Here is a 16,358-nt window from a genome sequence, read left to right as displayed (position 1 = left end):
GGGGGCGACTGGTGCCGGTGCCGGGGGCGACTGGTGCCTGCCGGCTCAGGACGGTCGGCGCAGCACCCGCTTGAAGCCCCACACGACGACGACCGCCCCGGCGACGGCGAGGGCGCCGACCTTGAAGGTGGAGCTGGTTCCGTCGGCGTCCGCCTCGGTGGTGCCGGAGTCGTTCCCGCCGGACGACGACGAGCCGGAACCGCCGCTTCCGGAGCCGCCGGGTACGTCCCGCGCGACGACCGAGCTGCCCGACCCCTCGCTGCCGTACATGATCTTCGAGCCGTCGGTCTCGAAGGTCACCGACTCCCCCTGCCGCTGCAGGGGCACGCTCAGTCGCTCGACCTTCTTGATCTTGCCGCCGTTCCAGTCGTAGAGGATGCCGCCGAAGTACGCGCGCAGGGCGAGCTGCTTGCCGTCCGGCGAGAACGCGCCGTCGGTGACCTCCAGGTCGGGCACGGAGGCGACCTTCCTGAAGACGTTCGTGCCGGAGGCGGAGAGGTCGGCCGGTCCCTCGTACAGCGACCCGCCGGCCTCGTTCTTGTCGGCGATGTAGACCCGCCCGGTCTTCGGATGCACCATCAGCGCCTCCGCGTCCCGCGCCCCGTCCTCGTACTTCACCACGTACTGCGTGGCCTTGATCGTCTGGTCCTTCAGCTCCTTCGGCTCCGGCAGCTCGTAGATCCACACATACGCCCAGGTGCCGCCGAGGTTGTCGCCGATGTCGCCGACGTAGAGCTTGTTGTCCGGGCCCATGGAGATCGCCTCCACGTCACGCGGGGTGCCGACGCCCGTCATGGTGACCGTGGCGACCGTCTCGCCCGTCTCGCTGTCGACGGCGTAGAGGAACGCCCCGTCGTCGCTGTCGTTGTGGGTCCAGTAGACCCCCGGGTGCTGACGCGACGCGGCGAGACCGCTCGACTCGGTGATCCGCGAATCCTTCATCGTGAACCCGTCGTCGTCGGCGACCGCGGGCGCGGCCGGGAGGGCGGCGAGCAGGACCGCGGCGAGACCGGCGAAGCCGGCGCGGAACCCGCGGAGGGAGGAGAGGGAGCGACGAAGCATGGGCCCAAGCCTGCCATCTCGCTCCGCCGGGCGGGGCGGGGGAGCGCCGTTGGGGTGTCCGGTGAGGTGGTCGCGTGCGGGTTCGTCGTGGCTGGTCGCGCGGTTCCCCGCGCCCTTCGGACGCGCGGGGCGCCCCGCGCACCGAACGGTGGACGCCGGACAACGGCACCTGTCCGACACCCCCACGTGGCACGGTTCACAGCACTGTCCGTGCCGACCGGGCCCTACCAACCGGTAGCGATCGTTCATGATGAGCGCATGCTCAGGTTCATGCCCGTAGGCGACTCCATGACGATCGGGAGCGCGGGCGAACACACATGGCGCTACCGGCTCTGGCAGCACCTGCGCGCGACGCACGACGGCCCCTTCAAGATCGTCGGCCCGCGCGAGACGCTCCACGACAAGGCGACCAACACCCCGACGTCGTACGAGTACGCCGACACCGACCCGCGTTTTCCCCGCGCCCATCTCGCGGGCTGGGGCGAGGGCTGGCTCCACATGGCTCCGCTGATCGCCGACGCGATCCGCAGCCACCGGGCCAACATCCTGCTCGTCTCCCTCGGCCTCATCGACCTGGGCTTCTACACCAACGCCGAGCAGACCGCAGAGAACACCCGCCGCTTCGTCGAAGCCGCCCGCGAGGCGAACCCGCACGTCCGCATGGTTCTTCTCCCGGTCACCCCGAACGTCCGCGCCGAGTCCGACGCCCCCTTCGCCGCCCAGGTCGCCCGCTTCAACGAACTCCTCGCCAAGACGGCCGCCGACCTCGACGAACCCCGCTCCCCCCTCCTCCTGGCCTCCCCGCCCCCGTCGTACGACATCCACTGGGACACCTACGACGGCACCCACCCCAGCGCCTCCGGCGAACACAAGATCGCGGCGACTTTCGCGAACGCGATGCACGAGGCGTGGGGGTTGGGGGGACCGTACGAGGAGTCGTAGGAGGCCGGTTGGCGTACGGGTCCGAAACAGTGGCCCTACTCGCTCTTCCTGGCCGTCCCCAGGGGGGCCGAGCCAAGTGGTCCGGGCGACGGCCGCGCAAGGGAGTTTCGCCGTACCGGCCGTGCCCAGGTCACCGTGCGTATCGTTGTACTGCGCGGCCGTCTTCGATCGAGGGGCGGCCGGGGAGGAGCGCCACGATGACCGTCCTTGAAGACAGGATCGCGATGGCCGAGAGCGACAACACGCGCCAGCTCGACGAGATGTTCGAGCGGCTCGAGAAGATGCCCGTCCCCGAGGGATACAAGGTCGAGATCGTCGGGGGGGCCATCTACATGTCACCACAGCGGGACATCCACTGGCAGACCATTCGCAAGGTCCTCTGGGCGTTGGAGGATCGCTTCGGACGGGAAGCGATGGTGTTCTCGGACGTCCGCATCGACTTCCCCGGCCATCTGAACGGCTACTGCCCAGACGTGGCCAAGCTGCGCGACGGCGCCGAGAAGGACGCCAAGGGCCGCTGGCGCTACGAGGACGTCGAGTTCATCGCCGAGGTCATCTCCACGGACACCGCCAAGAACGACTACGGCCCCAAGAAGACCGCGTACGCACTCGCCGAGGTCCCCGTGTACCTGATCGCCGACCCCTACACGGGCAAGTGCCGGCTGTTCACCCAGCCCAAGGACGGCGACTACGTCAGCGATCTGTCCGTCACCTACGGCGCCGACGTCGACATGACCACCACCCTCCTGGGCCTCGTCCTTCCGACCGCCAAGTTCCCCCGCGGCTGACGGCGCCACCCTCACGCGTCCCCGCTCAGCCGCTCCGCGATCGCCACCGCCGGCCTCCTCCTCCTTGCGACCCCGCTACTCCTCCTCCCCTACCGCCACCCGCACCCGTCTCCGCTTGCCTAGAGCGCACTCCACCGCCTTGGCTAAGGAGTCATGAAGTACACACAGCTCGGACGCACAGGACTCAAGGTCAGCCGGCTGGTCCTCGGCACGATGAACTTCGGTCCGCAGACGGACGAAGCGGACAGCCACGCGATCATGGACGCGGCGCTGGACGCGGGCGTCAACTTCTTCGACACGGCGAACGTGTACGGGTGGGGCGAGAACAAGGGCCGCACCGAGAGCATCATCGGCAACTGGTTCGCGAAGGGCGGCGAGCGCCGCGACAAGGTCGTGCTCGCGACCAAGGTGTACGGGAACATGGCGGCTTCCGCCGACTCCTGGCCCAACCACGACAAGCTCTCCGCCCTGAACATCCGGCGGGCCGTGGACGCCAGCCTCAAGCGGCTGCGGACGGACTACATCGACGTCTACCAGTTCCACCACATCGACCGGTCCACCCCCTTCGAGGAGATCTGGCAGGCCGTCGACGTTCTGGTCCAGCAGGGCAAGATCCTCTACGCCGGGTCCAGCAACTTCCCCGGCTACAAGATCGCCCAGGCCAACGAGATCGCCGCACGCCGGGGCGGCACCATCGGCCTCGTCAGCGAGCAGTGCCTCTACAACCTCGCCGAGCGCCGCGCCGAGATGGAGGTCATCCCGGCCGCGCAGGAGTACGGCCTCGGGGTCATCCCCTGGTCACCGCTGCACGGCGGGCTGCTCGGCGGGGTCATCAGGAAGGCGGCCAAGGACGGTCGCCGCAGCTCGGGCCGTTCCGCCGACGCCCTCGCCGACAGCGCCGTACGCGCCCAGGTCCAGGCGTACGAGGACCTCCTCGACAAACACGGCATCGAACCGGGCGAGGCCGCCCTCGCCTGGCTCCTGACCCGCCCCGGCGTCACGGGCCCGATCGTCGGCCCGCGCACGGCCCAGCAGCTCGAATCCGCGATCCGCGCGGCCGAGCTGGAGCTGTCGGGGGAACTTCTGGCGGCCCTCGACGAGATCTTCCCGGGGCCGGGCCCGTCCCCGGAGGCCTTCGCCTGGTGAGGGCCCCGTAAGGGGCGCGGGGAACTGCGCGACAAGCCCCCACCGGGCCACAGACCCACACGGTCCGCAGTTCCCCGACGGTCACCTGCCAAGCGCCGCCGCGAGAGCGACCACCGCGAACATCAGCACAAGCACACCGGCCATGATCCGGTTACGGGTCTTCGGGTCCACACCACCGAGCCTAACCGCCCGCCTCCGGCCCCCTTCGGACGGCCCCGGCGGTCAGGGCGGTCCGGGCGGCCCCAGCAGTCAGGGCGGCCAGGGCGGCCAGGGCGGCCAGGGCGACGCTCAGTCCCCCAGCGCCCATCGCCCGACCGCCTCGTACCGCGGCTGCTCCCCCGGCACCCCGGACTTCGGCAGATCGCTGCGCACCAACGCGAGGTCGGACACCGTCCACGTACGCCCGGCGAAGGCGTCGAGCGCGGCGACGTACGGCCCTACGTCGTAGTCCTCCCGGCTGCGGGCCACCGTCAGATGGGGCGTGTACCGGCGGTGCTCCCCCATCGGCAGCCCGGCCTTGCGCGCCGCAGCCTCCGCCCGGTCGGCCAGCAGCCGCAGGGCACCGAGGTCCCCCTCGGCCCCCGCCCACAGCGCCCGGCCGTGCCCGAACTGGCCGCCGCCGCGCACCGCCAGCGGAAACGGCTCGCTCCGCCGCGCGGCCCGCTCCAGACGCCGCGACAGTTCGGGTACGACGTCCTCGTCGACCTCTCCGTAGAAGGCGAGCGTGAAGTGCCAGCCGGGCGGCTCGGTCCAGCGCAACCCGTCCGCACCGGCCAGGCCCTTCAACTCCCCGATCAGCAGGCCGAGTTCATCGACGACATCGGCGGGCGGCAACACCGCGGCGAACAGCCGCACGGTACTCATCGCACTCATGACCGCCACCCTTCCAGTACTAGGCCGCGGTCGTCACGGAAACCGCCTGCTCCTCGCGCTTCCCCTCGTGCTTCCCGTCGCCCTTCCCCTCGTTCGGCTCCTCGTTCTGCTGCTCGTTCGGCTCCTCGTTCTGCTGCTCGTTCTGCTGCTCGTTCTGCTGCTCGTTCTGCTGCTCGTTCTGCTGCTCGTTCTGCTCCTTGGGTACGAACCGCACCCGTGGATGCCCCCGGTTCCACCCCACCGACAGCCGCAGTCCGCCGGCCCGGACGAGGACCAGACCCACGACGACCGCGGCGACCGTGGAGACGACGCCACCGGCGACGAAGCCCGCGCGGGCGCCGTACGCGTCGGTGGCCCAGCCGGCGATCGGCGCGCCCAGCGGGGTGCCGCCGAGGAAGACCATCATGTAGAGGGCCATGACACGGCCGCGCATCGCGGGGTCCGTGTTCATCTGGATGGCCGTGTTGGTGGTGACGTTCACCGTCAGGCCGAACATCCCTATCGGCACCATGAGCAGGGCGAACATCCAGTACGCCGGTGCCAGCGCGGCCAGGATCTCCAGCAGGCCGAAGGCGAGCGCGCCCCCGATCAGCACCCGCAGCCGGGTGGTGCCCCGGCGGGCCGCGAGCAGGGCGCCGGCGACGGAGCCGACCGCCATGAGCGTGTTGAAGAAGCTGTACGAGCCGGCGTCCCCGTGGAACACGTCGTCCGCGTACGCCGACAGCCAGACGGGGAAGTTGAAGCCGAAGGTGCCGACGAAACCGACGAGGACGATGGGCCAGAGCAGTTCGGGGCGGCGGGCCACATAGCGCAGGCCCTCGCGGAGCTGGCCCTTGGCGCGGGGAGCGCGGCGGACGGAGTTCAGGTCGCGGGTCCGCATCAGCAGCAGGCCGGTGATGGGGGCGACGAAGGAGAGGCCGTTGAAGAGGAAGGCCCAGCCCGTGCCGACGGTGGTGATCAGCACACCGGCGACCGCGGGGCCGACCAGACGGGCCGACTGGAAGTTCGCGGAGTTGAGGCTGACCGCGTTCTGCAGCTGGTCAGGGCCGACCATCTCCGACACGAACGACTGCCGGGCCGGGTTGTCGACCACGGTGGCCATGCCCACGGCGAAGGCGGCCACATACACGTGCCACACCTGGACGTGTCCGGAGAGCGTCAGCGCGGCGAGCGCCAGTCCCGTCACCGCCATCGACGTCTGCGTCAGGAACAGCAGCCGCCGCTTGGGGAACCGGTCGACCAGCACCCCGCCGTAGAGCCCGAACAGCAGCATCGGCAGGAACTGCAGCGCCATCGTCACCCCGACGGCCGTCGAGGATCCCGCCAGGCTCAGCACCAGCCAGTCCTGCGCGATCCGCTGCATCCACGTGCCGATGTTCGACACCACCTGCCCGACGAAGAACAGTCGGTAGTTCCGAACCCGCAGCGACCGGAACATGGACTCACGTTCACGGGGGGCAGGGCCGGCAGCCGGCGGGTCGGAGGAGGATGCGGGGGCAGGGGCGGGGACGGGGGCGCCAGGGGCCGTACCGGAAGCCTCGGGGGCGTGCGCCGAAGGGCCGGAGGCGGTCGTCGGCCGGCCGGTGGTATCCGGTGGCGCTTCGGGGTTGGGCGGGGAGTCGTGGGGGGTGGGTGGTGCGGGGACGGAAGCTGCTCCGGGGCCCGTACTCAAAAGGGTTCGCCTCCTTGCGTGGAACGCGTGCGTGTCGTGCGGTTGCGTAAGCCTCACCGCTCCTGTTCTGTCTGCTGGTTTTCGGATCGGCCCATGCCCGTCCCCTGAGGGCGCACAGGCTGTCGGCCGGGGCGTACCGGCGGCCGATCGGGCGTACCCCCCTGGCCGAGGCGCACCCGGTGGCCGGGCGCCGGGTCAGAGATGCGCGAGCCTCTCCAGCACGGGCGCTGCCGCGCGCAGCTTCTCCCATTCGTCCTCGTCGAGGCCCTCGACGAGGGTGGCGAGGAACGCGTTGCGTTTGCGGCGGCTCTCCTCCAGCATCGCCTCGGCCCGCTCGGTCTGGGTGACCACCTTCTGCCGCCGGTCCTCGGGGTGCGGCTCCAGCTTCACCAGCCCCTTGCTCTCCAGCAGGGCGACGATCCGGGTCATCGACGGCGGTTGCACATGCTCCTTGCGGGCCAGCTCACCGGGGGTGGCGGTGCCGCAACGGGCGAGTGTGCCGAGCACCGACATCTCGGTCGGGCTCAACGACTCGTCGACCCGTTGGTGCTTGAGCCGACGGGACAGGCGCATCACGGCGGAACGGAGGGCGTTCACAGCGGCCTCGTCGTCGCCATGGTTCAGGTCAGGCATGTTCTTTAGCTTAACTCATTACTCTCGCTAAAGACCACCGGAACTTCACAGCCGTGCCCGTGAGCCCCGCCACTCATGCCGATCTCGGGCCTCTGATCACTCATACGAGTGACTAGTACGCAGAACGTGACACGACAGAGGGGAGCGCACCTGAACCTTGTACACATGGGGACCACTGTGCTCAGCCTGCGGATAGACGGGGAGCTGCTCGAACGGCTCCGGACCCACGCGGCGAAAAGGGGAATGAGTGTCCAGGACTACGTGATCGGGACGCTCATCCGGGACGACTTCGACGAGCGGTTCCAGACCGCCGTCGAGGAGACGGAGAAGTTCTACGGGGTGCGAGAGACCCGGATGCCGCTCACGTAAGCCCCGGCGTCGACATCAGGCAGTAGAAGACGAAGACCGCGACACACAGAACTGTTTCAGCATGAACCTATGATTCGTCAATCGCCATCTCCGCGCGTAGAGCCTTCGGCCTCGTAAGCTGTGCCCCATGGCGAAGTGGACCCCCAAGCACGAGGCACCGGCGCCCCTGGAGGGGCCCATCGTGCCGACCATCATCGGCGGCACGATCCTGTGGCTCGTCCTCTTCGTCGTCCAGCTCCCCTTCTACGGCTGGTACGAGGACCACGGGCACGCCTGGTGGGTGTGGACCTGTCTGGCGGGCGGCGGGCTCGGGTTCATCGGCATCTACTACGTGCGCAGACGGGACGCGGCGATCAAGAGAGACGCGCGGCGCAGGGCCAGGAGCGACGCCGACGCGGACGCGAGCGCCGACGAGGCCGATGTGACGCCGGTCGAGCCCGTCGAGTAGTACCACCGACAGGGCACCCTCAGGGAGTGGACCGGTAGGGGCACCCTCAGGGACAGACCGGTAGGGGCGCCCTCAGGGAGTAGTACGACCACGGCACCATCTCGCCCCTCCCCCGTCCTCCCCAGGTCGGATCTTTCGCGCACTCGGCGGGTGAACGCCCAAATCCGCACGTACCGTCGAGTGCATGACGCACATCGACGCGGGTACCGAACTCGATCCTGTGCACCCCACCGCCCCGGCCGCGACACGCACGGGGCGGGCGCGTGGTCTGACGGCCGCCGAGGTGGCCGGTCGGGTGGCCCGCGGCGAGGTGAACGACGTACCCGTGCGGAGCAGCCGCTCCATGGTGGAGATCGTCCGCGCGAACGTCTTCACCCGGTTCAACGCGATCATCGGCGTGCTCTGGCTGATCATGCTGTTCGTGGCGCCGTTCCAGGACAGCCTCTTCGGCTATGTGATCCTCGCCAACACGGGCATCGGCATCATCCAGGAGTGGCGGGCGAAGAAGACCCTCGACTCCCTCGCGGTGATCGGCGAGGCGAGGCCGACGGTCCGGCGGGACGGGGTCGCCGCGCCGGTCGGCACCTCCGACATCGTCCTCGGGGACATCATCGAGATCGGCCCCGGCGACAAGATCGTCGTCGACGGCGAGTGCGTCGAGACCGACGGCCTGGAGATCGACGAGTCACTGCTCACCGGCGAGGCCGACCCGGTCGTCAAACAGCCCGGGGACCAGGTGATGTCCGGCAGTTTCGTGGTCGCCGGCGGCGGGGCGTTCACCGCGACGAAGGTGGGCCGGGAGGCGTACGCGGCCCAGCTGGCGGAGGAGGCGAGCCGTTTCACCCTCGTCCACTCCGAGCTGCGCTCCGGCATCTCCACGATCCTCAAGTACGTCACGTGGATGATGATCCCGACCGCGATCGGCCTGATCATCAGCCAGCTGATCGTGAAGGAGAACGACTTCAAGGACTCCGTGGCCCGCACGGTCGGCGGCATCGTGCCGATGGTCCCCGAGGGCCTCGTCCTCCTGACCTCCGTCGCCTTCGCGATCGGGGTGATCCGCCTCGGCCGCAAGCAGTGCCTGGTGCAGGAGCTGCCGGCCATCGAGGGCCTGGCCCGCGTCGACACCGTCTGCCTCGACAAGACCGGCACCCTCACCGAGGGCGGCATGGACGTCACGGAACTCCGCCCCCTCGACGGCGTCGACGAGGCGTACGTACGAAGGGTCCTCGGCGCACTCGGCGAAGCGGATCCCCGCCCGAACGCCTCCCTCCAGGCCGTCATCGACGCCTACCCGGACAGCGAGGACTGGCGCTGCACCGAGTCCCTGCCCTTCTCCTCGGCCCGCAAGTACAGCGGCGCGTCCTTCAGCGAGAGCGACGGCGAGTCCAGCACCTGGCTGCTCGGCGCCCCCGACGTCCTGCTCCCCGAGGACGCCCCGGCCCTCACCGCGACCGACCGGCTGAACGAGGAGGGGCTACGGGTGCTGCTGCTGGCCCGGGTGACCCGGGAGCTGGACGACCCGGAGGTGACCCGGGGCGCGCACCCCACCGCCCTCGTCGTCCTCGAACAGCGGCTGCGCCCCGACGCCGCCGACACCCTCCGCTACTTCGAGGAGCAGAGCGTACGGGCGAAGGTCATCTCCGGCGACAACGCGGTGTCGGTCGGCGCGGTGGCCGGAAAGCTGGGCCTCGCCGGAGAGGTCGTCGACGCCCGTCGGCTCCCCGCCGAACGCGACGGCATGGCGGAGGCCCTCGACTCCGGCACGGTCTTCGGCCGGGTCACCCCGCAGCAGAAGCGGGACATGGTCGGCGCGCTGCAGTCCCGCGGCCACACGGTCGCGATGACGGGCGACGGCGTGAACGACGTGCTGGCCCTCAAGGACGCCGACATCGGTGTGGCGATGGGCTCGGGCTCGGAGGCGACCAGGGCGGTGGCCCAGATCGTCCTTCTCAACAACAGCTTCGCGACGCTGCCGTCGGTGGTCGCGGAGGGCCGCCGGGTCATCGGCAACATCACCCGCGTCGCGACCCTCTTCCTGGTGAAGACGGTCTACTCGGTGCTCCTGGCCGTCCTGGTGGTCTGCTGGCAGGTGGAGTACCCCTTCCTCCCCCGCCACCTGACCCTGCTCTCGACCCTGACGATCGGCGTCCCGGCCTTCTTCCTCGCCCTGGCCCCCAACAAGGAGCGCGCGAGACCCCACTTCGTGCGGCGGGTGATGCGGTACGCGATCCCGGGCGGCGTGCTGGCGGCCGTGGCCACCTTCGCCACCTACCTGATCGCCCGCCACCACTACGCGGGCGAGGGCGCGTTGGAAGCCGAGACCAGCGTCGCGACCCTGACCCTCTTCCTGATCTCCATGTGGGTGCTGGCCATCATCGCCCGCCCTTACACCTGGTGGCGCCTGGGCCTGGTCGCCACGATGGGCGCCTGCTTCCTGGTGGTCCTCGCCGTGCCCTGGCTCCAGGACTTCTTCGCCCTGCGCCTGGTGGGTACGACGATGCCGTGGATCGCGGTCGCCATCGCGGCCGGGGCCGCGGCCGCCCTGGAGCTCCTGTGGAGGTGGGTGGACCGCCGCTTCCCTGCATAGGGCGTACGCCCCGCGCCCGAAACCGGACATCCCCGGGCGGCGTCCTCGCCTCTGACCGGCCTCGTCGAGGTCGCGCCGTCGCGGCACCGGCATCGAGCGGCACCGGGAGGCGGCACAGAGAACAGGGTGGGGAGAAGCAGCTTCATGAACCCGTATCAGCAGGTGGAATTCCACGCCGCGTGCGGACACCTGATCTCGGCTCCGGCCGACCGGGTCGGGCAGGACGTCCGTTGCCCGCACTGCCACCAGGTGGTCCGGGTCCCGTCGCCCGACGTTCCGTACGCTTCGGCGGTCCCCGTGCCGGCCGGCGCCATCGAACCGCCCGCTCTGACCGCTCTCTACGTGACCGCGCTGATCGCCGGCCTCCTGGGCGCCGGTCTCGTCTATCTCGTCATGTTCGACGAGTTCTCGGAGACCGAGCTGGTCACGATCACACCGCTGTGGTTCTTCCCCATCGTCTTCGGCCTGTACGGCTTCGCCTCGCAGCGGCTGCTGCGCCACATCGCCACGGGCCGCGCCGGCACCCTCGGCCAAGCCGCCCGTGTCTCCATCGACGTGGCCGGTTACTGGGCGGCCCTGGTGCTCTTCCCGTTCCTCGTGTTGAAGTGGCGCAGTTCCCTGCTCGTGTCACTGGCGGCGGCGCTCTTCTGGGCCGTGCTGCTGTGGCTCTTCTTCGTCCTGCTCTTCCCGAGCCTCTGACAGCACGGCCCACCCCACCCGTCCCCCATCACCGCTTCGGGCCCTACTTCACGTCGACGTAGTCGCCCGTATTGCCGGAGGCGTCCGAGACCGCGCACCCCATCGATCACCATCACCCGAGCGAGTGACCACACCCAGCCGACACGGCCACCAACCACCGGGCCCCAGGGGCCTCCCCCCGACCCCGACATCACCACCTGTCCAAGACCACCCTCAGGGGCATGGACGCCGTCGAATCGCGCTATACGGAAAAGGCGTCGGCCCTGGAGAACCCAGAGCCGACGCCCACACCTCTTAATGCTGCCGCGCCTACTTCACGTCGACGGCGTCGGCCGCGGAGGTCACAGCCGCCGCGCCCGAGCTGCCCGCGAAGACGAAGCGGTACGTACCGTCGACAGTCGCCTTGACGGTGGTCTTCAGGGCGCCCGCGGAGGACGACTTGACCGTCTTGACGTCCTTGTAGGTGGACGTGCCCTTCTTCTTGAACTGCAGCTTCACGGACTGGCCGCCGTACGCCGGGAACTTGTTGGTCTCCCAGTTGGCACGGGTCAGCTTGCTCGTGACCGTGATGGTCCTGCCCTTCTTGACGGGCTCGGGGGCCGCGTTGGCGCCGGTGAGCCTCGTCTCGCGCTGGAGCTTGGCGGTGCCGAGGCCGCCCTGCCAGGTCTCGCCCATGTCCGCGGTGTCCTCGTCGAACTGGATGGCGAGGCCGCCGGCCTTCCAGGTCTTGGCGTACGCGTTGGCGAGTTCGCCGTCGCCCGGCCTGATGTCGATGAGCGCCTTGCAGTTGGCGGTGGTCGGGGAGGTGGCGGTGCAGGACGCCGCCTCGTCGCCGAAGAGCACCGGGTTCTCGAGTGTGTCCTCCAACGAGGCGGGCAGCGCCTTGAGGTAGAGGAACGGCCCGTTGGCGAAGTCCTCGGAGGTGATGTCGAGGTCCGCGGCGTGCGTGAGCGTGTAGGTGACCGACACCGTGCGCTTCTTGCTCGCGCCGACGACGATCGGCTTGCCGCCGTTCACCTTCATGCCGGAGAAGGAGACGTCGGGGCCCGCCGTCGCGTCGGCGGTGGTGGCCGCGCCGAACGCGGACGGCCCGGCGTCGGCGGCGGCAGCCGCCCACTCCGGGGAGGTGGCGATGCCGTTCGCCGAGTCGTCCGCGGCGTACACGGCCGGAGCGGCGAAGGCGGAGAGAGCGAGGGCGCCGGAGACGGCGACCGCAGTGGTTCGCATACGCATGTTTTCCCCCGGTGGTAAGTGGGGCCCGACGGTCGTCGTCACATCGGCCCCCCGTGATCGCGGGCCCGTTGCCCGCGTGATCTGGTGCGTCGGGGGGACGCGCCGGTTCACCCGACGCGTCCCCCCTGCCTCCCGCTACGGCGCCAGGCCGACCGGGAGGGGTGAGCCCTTGGGCTCGCTGCTTACTGCACGTCGATGGTGTCGCCCGTGGCGGTCGAGCCCGCCGTGGTCGAGGTGCCCGCGAACACGTAGCGGTACGTACCGTCGGCGCTCGCCTTCACCGTGGCGGACACATCGCCCGTGGAGGCCGAGTTGACGGTCTTGACCGCCTTGTAGGTGGACGTGCCACTCTTCTTGAACTGGAGCTGCACCGGCTGGCCGCTGAGAGCACCGTTCACATTGGTGTTCCAGTTGGCGCGGGTCAGCTTGCTGGTGACGGTGATCGTCGCACCCTTGGCCACCGGCTCCGGGGCGGCGTTGGCGCCCGTGAGCTGGCTGGCGCGCAGGACCTTGAAGGACTTGACGTTGTCCTTGATGACGTAGTCGTAGTCCTTGGCCTGGGCGAGCACCGTGGTCTTCCACGTACCGGCGACGGAGTTGATGGCCTCGTACCCCGGCCTGATGGTGAAGCTCGCCGAGCAGTTCGACTTGGACGAGGTCACCTTCTTGCAGGTGATCGGGTCCTTGGTGGACGCGACAATGGCGTCGGCGGTCTCGATGGTCTTGCCGCGGTACAGGTACGCGCTGGCCGTCCGGTGACCGGAGTTGTCGGTGACGGTGAACTTGAGCGTGACCGTCTTCTTGGCCTTCGCGCCGATGACGACGGCCTTGCCTCCGTTGACGGAGACATTACTGATCCTGGTGTCGCCGAAGTGGTCGTCAGCCTGCGCGGCCGGAGCGGCGAGGGCGGTCAGAGCCAGGGCGCCGGTGACGGCAACGCCCAGAGTGGCACGCTTACGCAATGTTTTCCCCACGTGGAAGGGATCTCACGGACCGTAGGCCGCACGAGATCCGGTTCAGGTCTGTTGAGCCGGTCGGCTTCCGGGAGTCGAGTGACTCCTGAGAAACCCGTCGGCTCGGGCGATCAGATCCACGAGGGAGGCGAATGGTTGTACGAGATTCGAGTTTCCGGTGAAGATGTTGCCTAGATCACAGTCGACCTCGCGCGTAACTCCGCAAAAGCCCCTCTGCGCGGGCTCCAGCAGGCGAAGCGACCCGACCGGAAGCTCGACGTCGATCGCGTCGCCGTGGCGGACCGCCCCGTGATCCCGGACCTGAAGGTGAAGTCCAGCGTCTTGGCGTCGAGTTCGAGGACCTCCCGCAGCAACCCCTTCTGGAACGTGTCGATCTGCGAGCACTGCTGCGCTGCCCCGCAACCTCCACGATCGCCTCCTGGCCGAGGTGCAGCAGCGCTGCCAACGGGCAGGCCGACGCCGCGCGGGCAACGTTCCCGCCGGGCTGACCGGCCGCGATCATGGAGCCCTTCGCGGCCCGCCCGCCGAAGAGCTCCACGCGCATGAGGTGCACCTGACGCAGATTGGGCGCATTCAGCTGACATGTCATCCGGAACCGGCACTTAACCTCGCGCTTTCACGAGGTGGGGTGTGTCCGAGGCTTGATCAAATAAGCGGAGAGTGCTCCTGACCTGCAACGATGGGACTTGTCTAGGGCCCTGTTGGCTGCACGGAAAGAAGCACTCTGCGGCTCAACTCGCCACCACCGCCCACCGCTGGCACCTGAGATTCGCAGGCCACTGGCCCTGGACCGGCCTCATCACGGATGCGATCGAACGGCTTCACGCTCTCCCGAACCCAGGCTGACCAACAGATCCACCCGTCCCGACGAGCTTGGACCACCCCTCCGGAGCCGTGGAACCCTGCGCCCACCCGACGTGACAGCCGGGCCCTCACCCTGCCCAACAAGCCGAAACGGCCCGCCAGATGAACCAACGAGCCGTCACGCAAGATCGAGGCTAGAACGGCCAACATGGATCCGACGAAAACCACGCCTCAAGTGAACATAAGACCATAATCAGCCGCGCTGATCACACGCCCCAAGGAAAACCACTTTCCCGGAATGCAGCATTCCGGGCTACATTCCGGCCACGCACACGCACTCTCGGCCATTAGCAATTCAAGGACTTTACTTCTCACAGATGATCAACATATAAATACAGTCGACGATAAGTTCGTTCACCAATGGGGGAATAGATGCACCGACGCGTGCACAGATCACACATATTTGGCACCGGCGTACTATCCTTGGCCATAATCGCGCTGCCACTGTCGGCCGCCCATGCGGCGACTCCAAGCCACACAGGGATCTCGAACGACGATTCTGCGGAAATGCTGGAAATCACGACTGGCTACCTGCAAGAACGCGCCGACGTCATAACTTCCGATACGGCTCCAAAGGTGAGGAAGGCGTTCGCCTCGTCTGCAGAGTCAAGGATCACTGCCGCACTTGCGGCAAAAATGGCAAGAGAGGCTGCGGCGCTCGCGCAATTGCGAAGAGGGCTCGAAGCAGAAAACGGCGGTTACGCTCGCGCAGAGGTTCAGGTCACACCGGTATCAACCACCGTGAACGGTGATCAGGCAACCGTCGAAGTCACGGAGGATGCACGGCTCTATTACCCGACCGTGCCCGTCGGCGACCCCGAGTTCGAGGAGTATTCCGTACCTCACACCATGACCTTCACCAAGGGGTTCGACGGAGGCTGGCTCCTCAACAGCGACAAGATCCATGAAGACCTCACGGGACCTGGCCCGGTAACACAACTCACGGAACCGCACAGTGTCACGGCTTCCGACGCCGAGGACGAGGGTCAGATAGAGACCGGAAGCAGCACCGAGCGGACCTCCGAAACCGAGGGCGATAAGCCACTGGACACTGACGCCCAAACGGCCCCCACTGCCGCAAGAGCAGCAAGCGCCCGCTACAACTACAGCAATATGGTGGGTTACGCAAATAAGCACTGGAAGCGCGCGAACACGAACTATCGAACCTACGGCAGCGACTGCACAAACTTCATATCGCAGGCCATGACCGCCGGCGGCTGGAATACCACGTCCGGCGGTTTCCTCGAACGCAAAGACAGTGATAAATGGTTCTACGGCTCATTCGAGTCGACCACGAGTTACACGTGGGCCGGAGCAGAGAATTGGTACTGGTTCGCCAAAAAACACTCAAAGCGAACGAAGCCACTCAATAACGTTTGGAAGCTTGTTTCATCCGACGTTCTCCAGGCCGACTGGAAGCGGGACGGGATCATCGATCACACGATGATCGTCACCAAACGCGGAAAAAAGGGAGAAATCTACCTCACATACCACACTCCGAGCAAGCACAACGTAAAGTTGAGTACGCTGCTGAGAAAGTACCCCAATGCATCATGGTACGCACACCGCACGTGACAGGAAGAAATGCGAATGATTTTTCCGAAGGTCGCATTCTGTGCTGCGATTTCACTTGCAGCCATCACACTGAGTGGCTGCTCCAGCAAGGCCGCGTCCTCCGATGGACGGACAGAGCGGGAAACAGCCAAAGCGTATGTCTCGGCTCTCAACGAAAAGAACGTCGACGCTCTTGCAGAACTTGCTCCATCCGGACACATAGGGACGGAGCGCGAGGCTCGGAAAATCATTGCGGCACACGGCGGGCGCGGTCTGCACATCAAGAGCATGAACGTGTCCCACGACGTTGGACCCGGCGAGGCCAGTACACACGTCTCAGCCACGGACAGTCAGGGCAACGAATTCAGCACTGACATCCAGATGTCGCGGGAGGAAGGTACCTGGGTCATCGTTCTCGGACACGCACCCGGTTTCGACGGGAGCGATAAGAGCCCGGCGTCCACCGACCCCGCGCAGAGGTAGAGCATGGCCTCGTCCACCTGGTGAGGTC

16 protein-coding genes are annotated in these 16,358 nt (G+C 67.9%); 9 read left to right on the top strand and 7 right to left on the bottom strand.

The features are described 5' to 3' along the window. Positions 1–45: 45 nt before the first annotated feature. Positions 46–1,062, bottom strand: coding sequence for a WD40 repeat domain-containing protein (locus tag OG622_RS27115; protein ID WP_371579225.1), 1,017 nt, complete (start codon positions 1,060–1,062; stop codon positions 46–48). Between the two features lie 258 nt (positions 1,063–1,320). Between OG622_RS27115 and OG622_RS27110 the strand changes: the two genes are divergently transcribed. The 3 genes from OG622_RS27110 (at position 1,321) to OG622_RS27100 (ending at position 3,938) form a co-directional block, all read left to right on the top strand. Further along, the gene (locus tag OG622_RS27110; protein WP_371579224.1) at positions 1,321–2,004 is read left to right on the top strand and encodes a GDSL-type esterase/lipase family protein; all 684 of its coding nucleotides are present in this window, start codon (positions 1,321–1,323) and stop codon (positions 2,002–2,004) included. Positions 2,005–2,201: 197 nt separating this feature from the next. Then, positions 2,202–2,792, top strand: coding sequence for a Uma2 family endonuclease (locus OG622_RS27105; RefSeq protein WP_371579223.1), 591 nt, complete (start codon positions 2,202–2,204; stop codon positions 2,790–2,792). A 153-nt stretch (positions 2,793–2,945) separates the two neighbouring features. Beyond that, a complete protein-coding gene (locus OG622_RS27100) occupies positions 2,946–3,938 on the top strand; it encodes an aldo/keto reductase (protein ID WP_371579222.1) in 993 nt (330 codons plus the stop codon). Positions 3,939–4,119: 181 nt separating this feature from the next. Here the strand turns inward: OG622_RS27100 and OG622_RS27095 are convergent, their stop codons facing one another. The 4 genes from OG622_RS27095 to OG622_RS27080 form a co-directional block, all read right to left on the bottom strand. Further along, complete coding sequence (locus OG622_RS27095) at positions 4,120–4,245, bottom strand: hypothetical protein (RefSeq protein ID WP_371579220.1); 126 nt, start codon at positions 4,243–4,245, stop codon at positions 4,120–4,122. Next, the gene (gene thpR, locus OG622_RS27090; RefSeq protein WP_371584228.1) at positions 4,227–4,793 is read right to left on the bottom strand and encodes an RNA 2',3'-cyclic phosphodiesterase; all 567 of its coding nucleotides are present in this window, start codon (positions 4,791–4,793) and stop codon (positions 4,227–4,229) included. Before thpR ends, OG622_RS27095 begins: the two co-directional genes overlap by 19 nt. A gap of 37 nt (positions 4,794–4,830) precedes the next feature. Then, positions 4,831–6,249 (bottom strand): MFS transporter, encoded by a 1,419-nt coding sequence (locus OG622_RS27085; RefSeq protein WP_371579219.1) that lies wholly within the window; start codon positions 6,247–6,249, stop codon positions 4,831–4,833. A 429-nt stretch (positions 6,250–6,678) separates the two neighbouring features. Beyond that, positions 6,679–7,116, bottom strand: a complete 438-nt coding sequence (locus OG622_RS27080; protein WP_371579217.1) for a MarR family winged helix-turn-helix transcriptional regulator — start codon at positions 7,114–7,116, stop codon at positions 6,679–6,681. 165 nt (positions 7,117–7,281) lie between these two features. Between OG622_RS27080 and OG622_RS27075 the strand changes: the two genes are divergently transcribed. The 4 genes from OG622_RS27075 (at position 7,282) to OG622_RS27060 (ending at position 11,222) form a co-directional block, all read left to right on the top strand. Further along, positions 7,282–7,485: a ribbon-helix-helix protein, CopG family gene (locus tag OG622_RS27075; RefSeq protein ID WP_371579215.1), complete on the top strand. Its 204-nt coding sequence runs from the start codon at positions 7,282–7,284 to the stop codon at positions 7,483–7,485. A 127-nt stretch (positions 7,486–7,612) separates the two neighbouring features. Next, entirely contained in the window at positions 7,613–7,933 is a 321-nt protein-coding gene (locus OG622_RS27070) for a DUF2530 domain-containing protein (RefSeq protein ID WP_371579214.1), read from the top strand. Positions 7,934–8,117: 184 nt separating this feature from the next. After that, the gene (locus tag OG622_RS27065; protein WP_371579213.1) at positions 8,118–10,523 is read left to right on the top strand and encodes an HAD-IC family P-type ATPase; all 2,406 of its coding nucleotides are present in this window, start codon (positions 8,118–8,120) and stop codon (positions 10,521–10,523) included. Between the two features lie 144 nt (positions 10,524–10,667). Next, on the top strand, positions 10,668–11,222 hold the full coding sequence (locus OG622_RS27060; RefSeq protein WP_371579212.1) for a hypothetical protein: 555 nt from the start codon (positions 10,668–10,670) through the stop codon (positions 11,220–11,222). Positions 11,223–11,531: 309 nt separating this feature from the next. On the opposite strand, the gene OG622_RS27055 is transcribed toward OG622_RS27060, so the two are convergent. Both OG622_RS27055 and OG622_RS27050 read right to left on the bottom strand, forming a co-directional pair. After that, positions 11,532–12,455, bottom strand: coding sequence for a hypothetical protein (locus tag OG622_RS27055; protein ID WP_371579211.1), 924 nt, complete (start codon positions 12,453–12,455; stop codon positions 11,532–11,534). Positions 12,456–12,637: 182 nt separating this feature from the next. After that, positions 12,638–13,417: a calcium-binding protein gene (locus tag OG622_RS27050; protein WP_371579210.1), complete on the bottom strand. Its 780-nt coding sequence runs from the start codon at positions 13,415–13,417 to the stop codon at positions 12,638–12,640. A 1,383-nt stretch (positions 13,418–14,800) separates the two neighbouring features. On the opposite strand from OG622_RS27050, the gene OG622_RS27045 reads away from it, so the two are divergent. Continuing rightward, positions 14,801–15,868, top strand: a complete 1,068-nt coding sequence (locus tag OG622_RS27045; RefSeq protein ID WP_371579209.1) for an amidase domain-containing protein — start codon at positions 14,801–14,803, stop codon at positions 15,866–15,868. 15 nt (positions 15,869–15,883) lie between these two features. Further along, positions 15,884–16,330: a hypothetical protein gene (locus OG622_RS27040; protein ID WP_371579208.1), complete on the top strand. Its 447-nt coding sequence runs from the start codon at positions 15,884–15,886 to the stop codon at positions 16,328–16,330. Positions 16,331–16,358: the final 28 nt, after the last annotated feature.

Source organism: Streptomyces sp. NBC_01314, assembly GCF_041435215.1.
In the GTDB taxonomy this organism is placed as follows: domain Bacteria; phylum Actinomycetota; class Actinomycetes; order Streptomycetales; family Streptomycetaceae; genus Streptomyces.
Note: the sequence above shows the minus strand (reverse complement) of the source record. Positions and strands in the feature narration are given on the sequence as shown.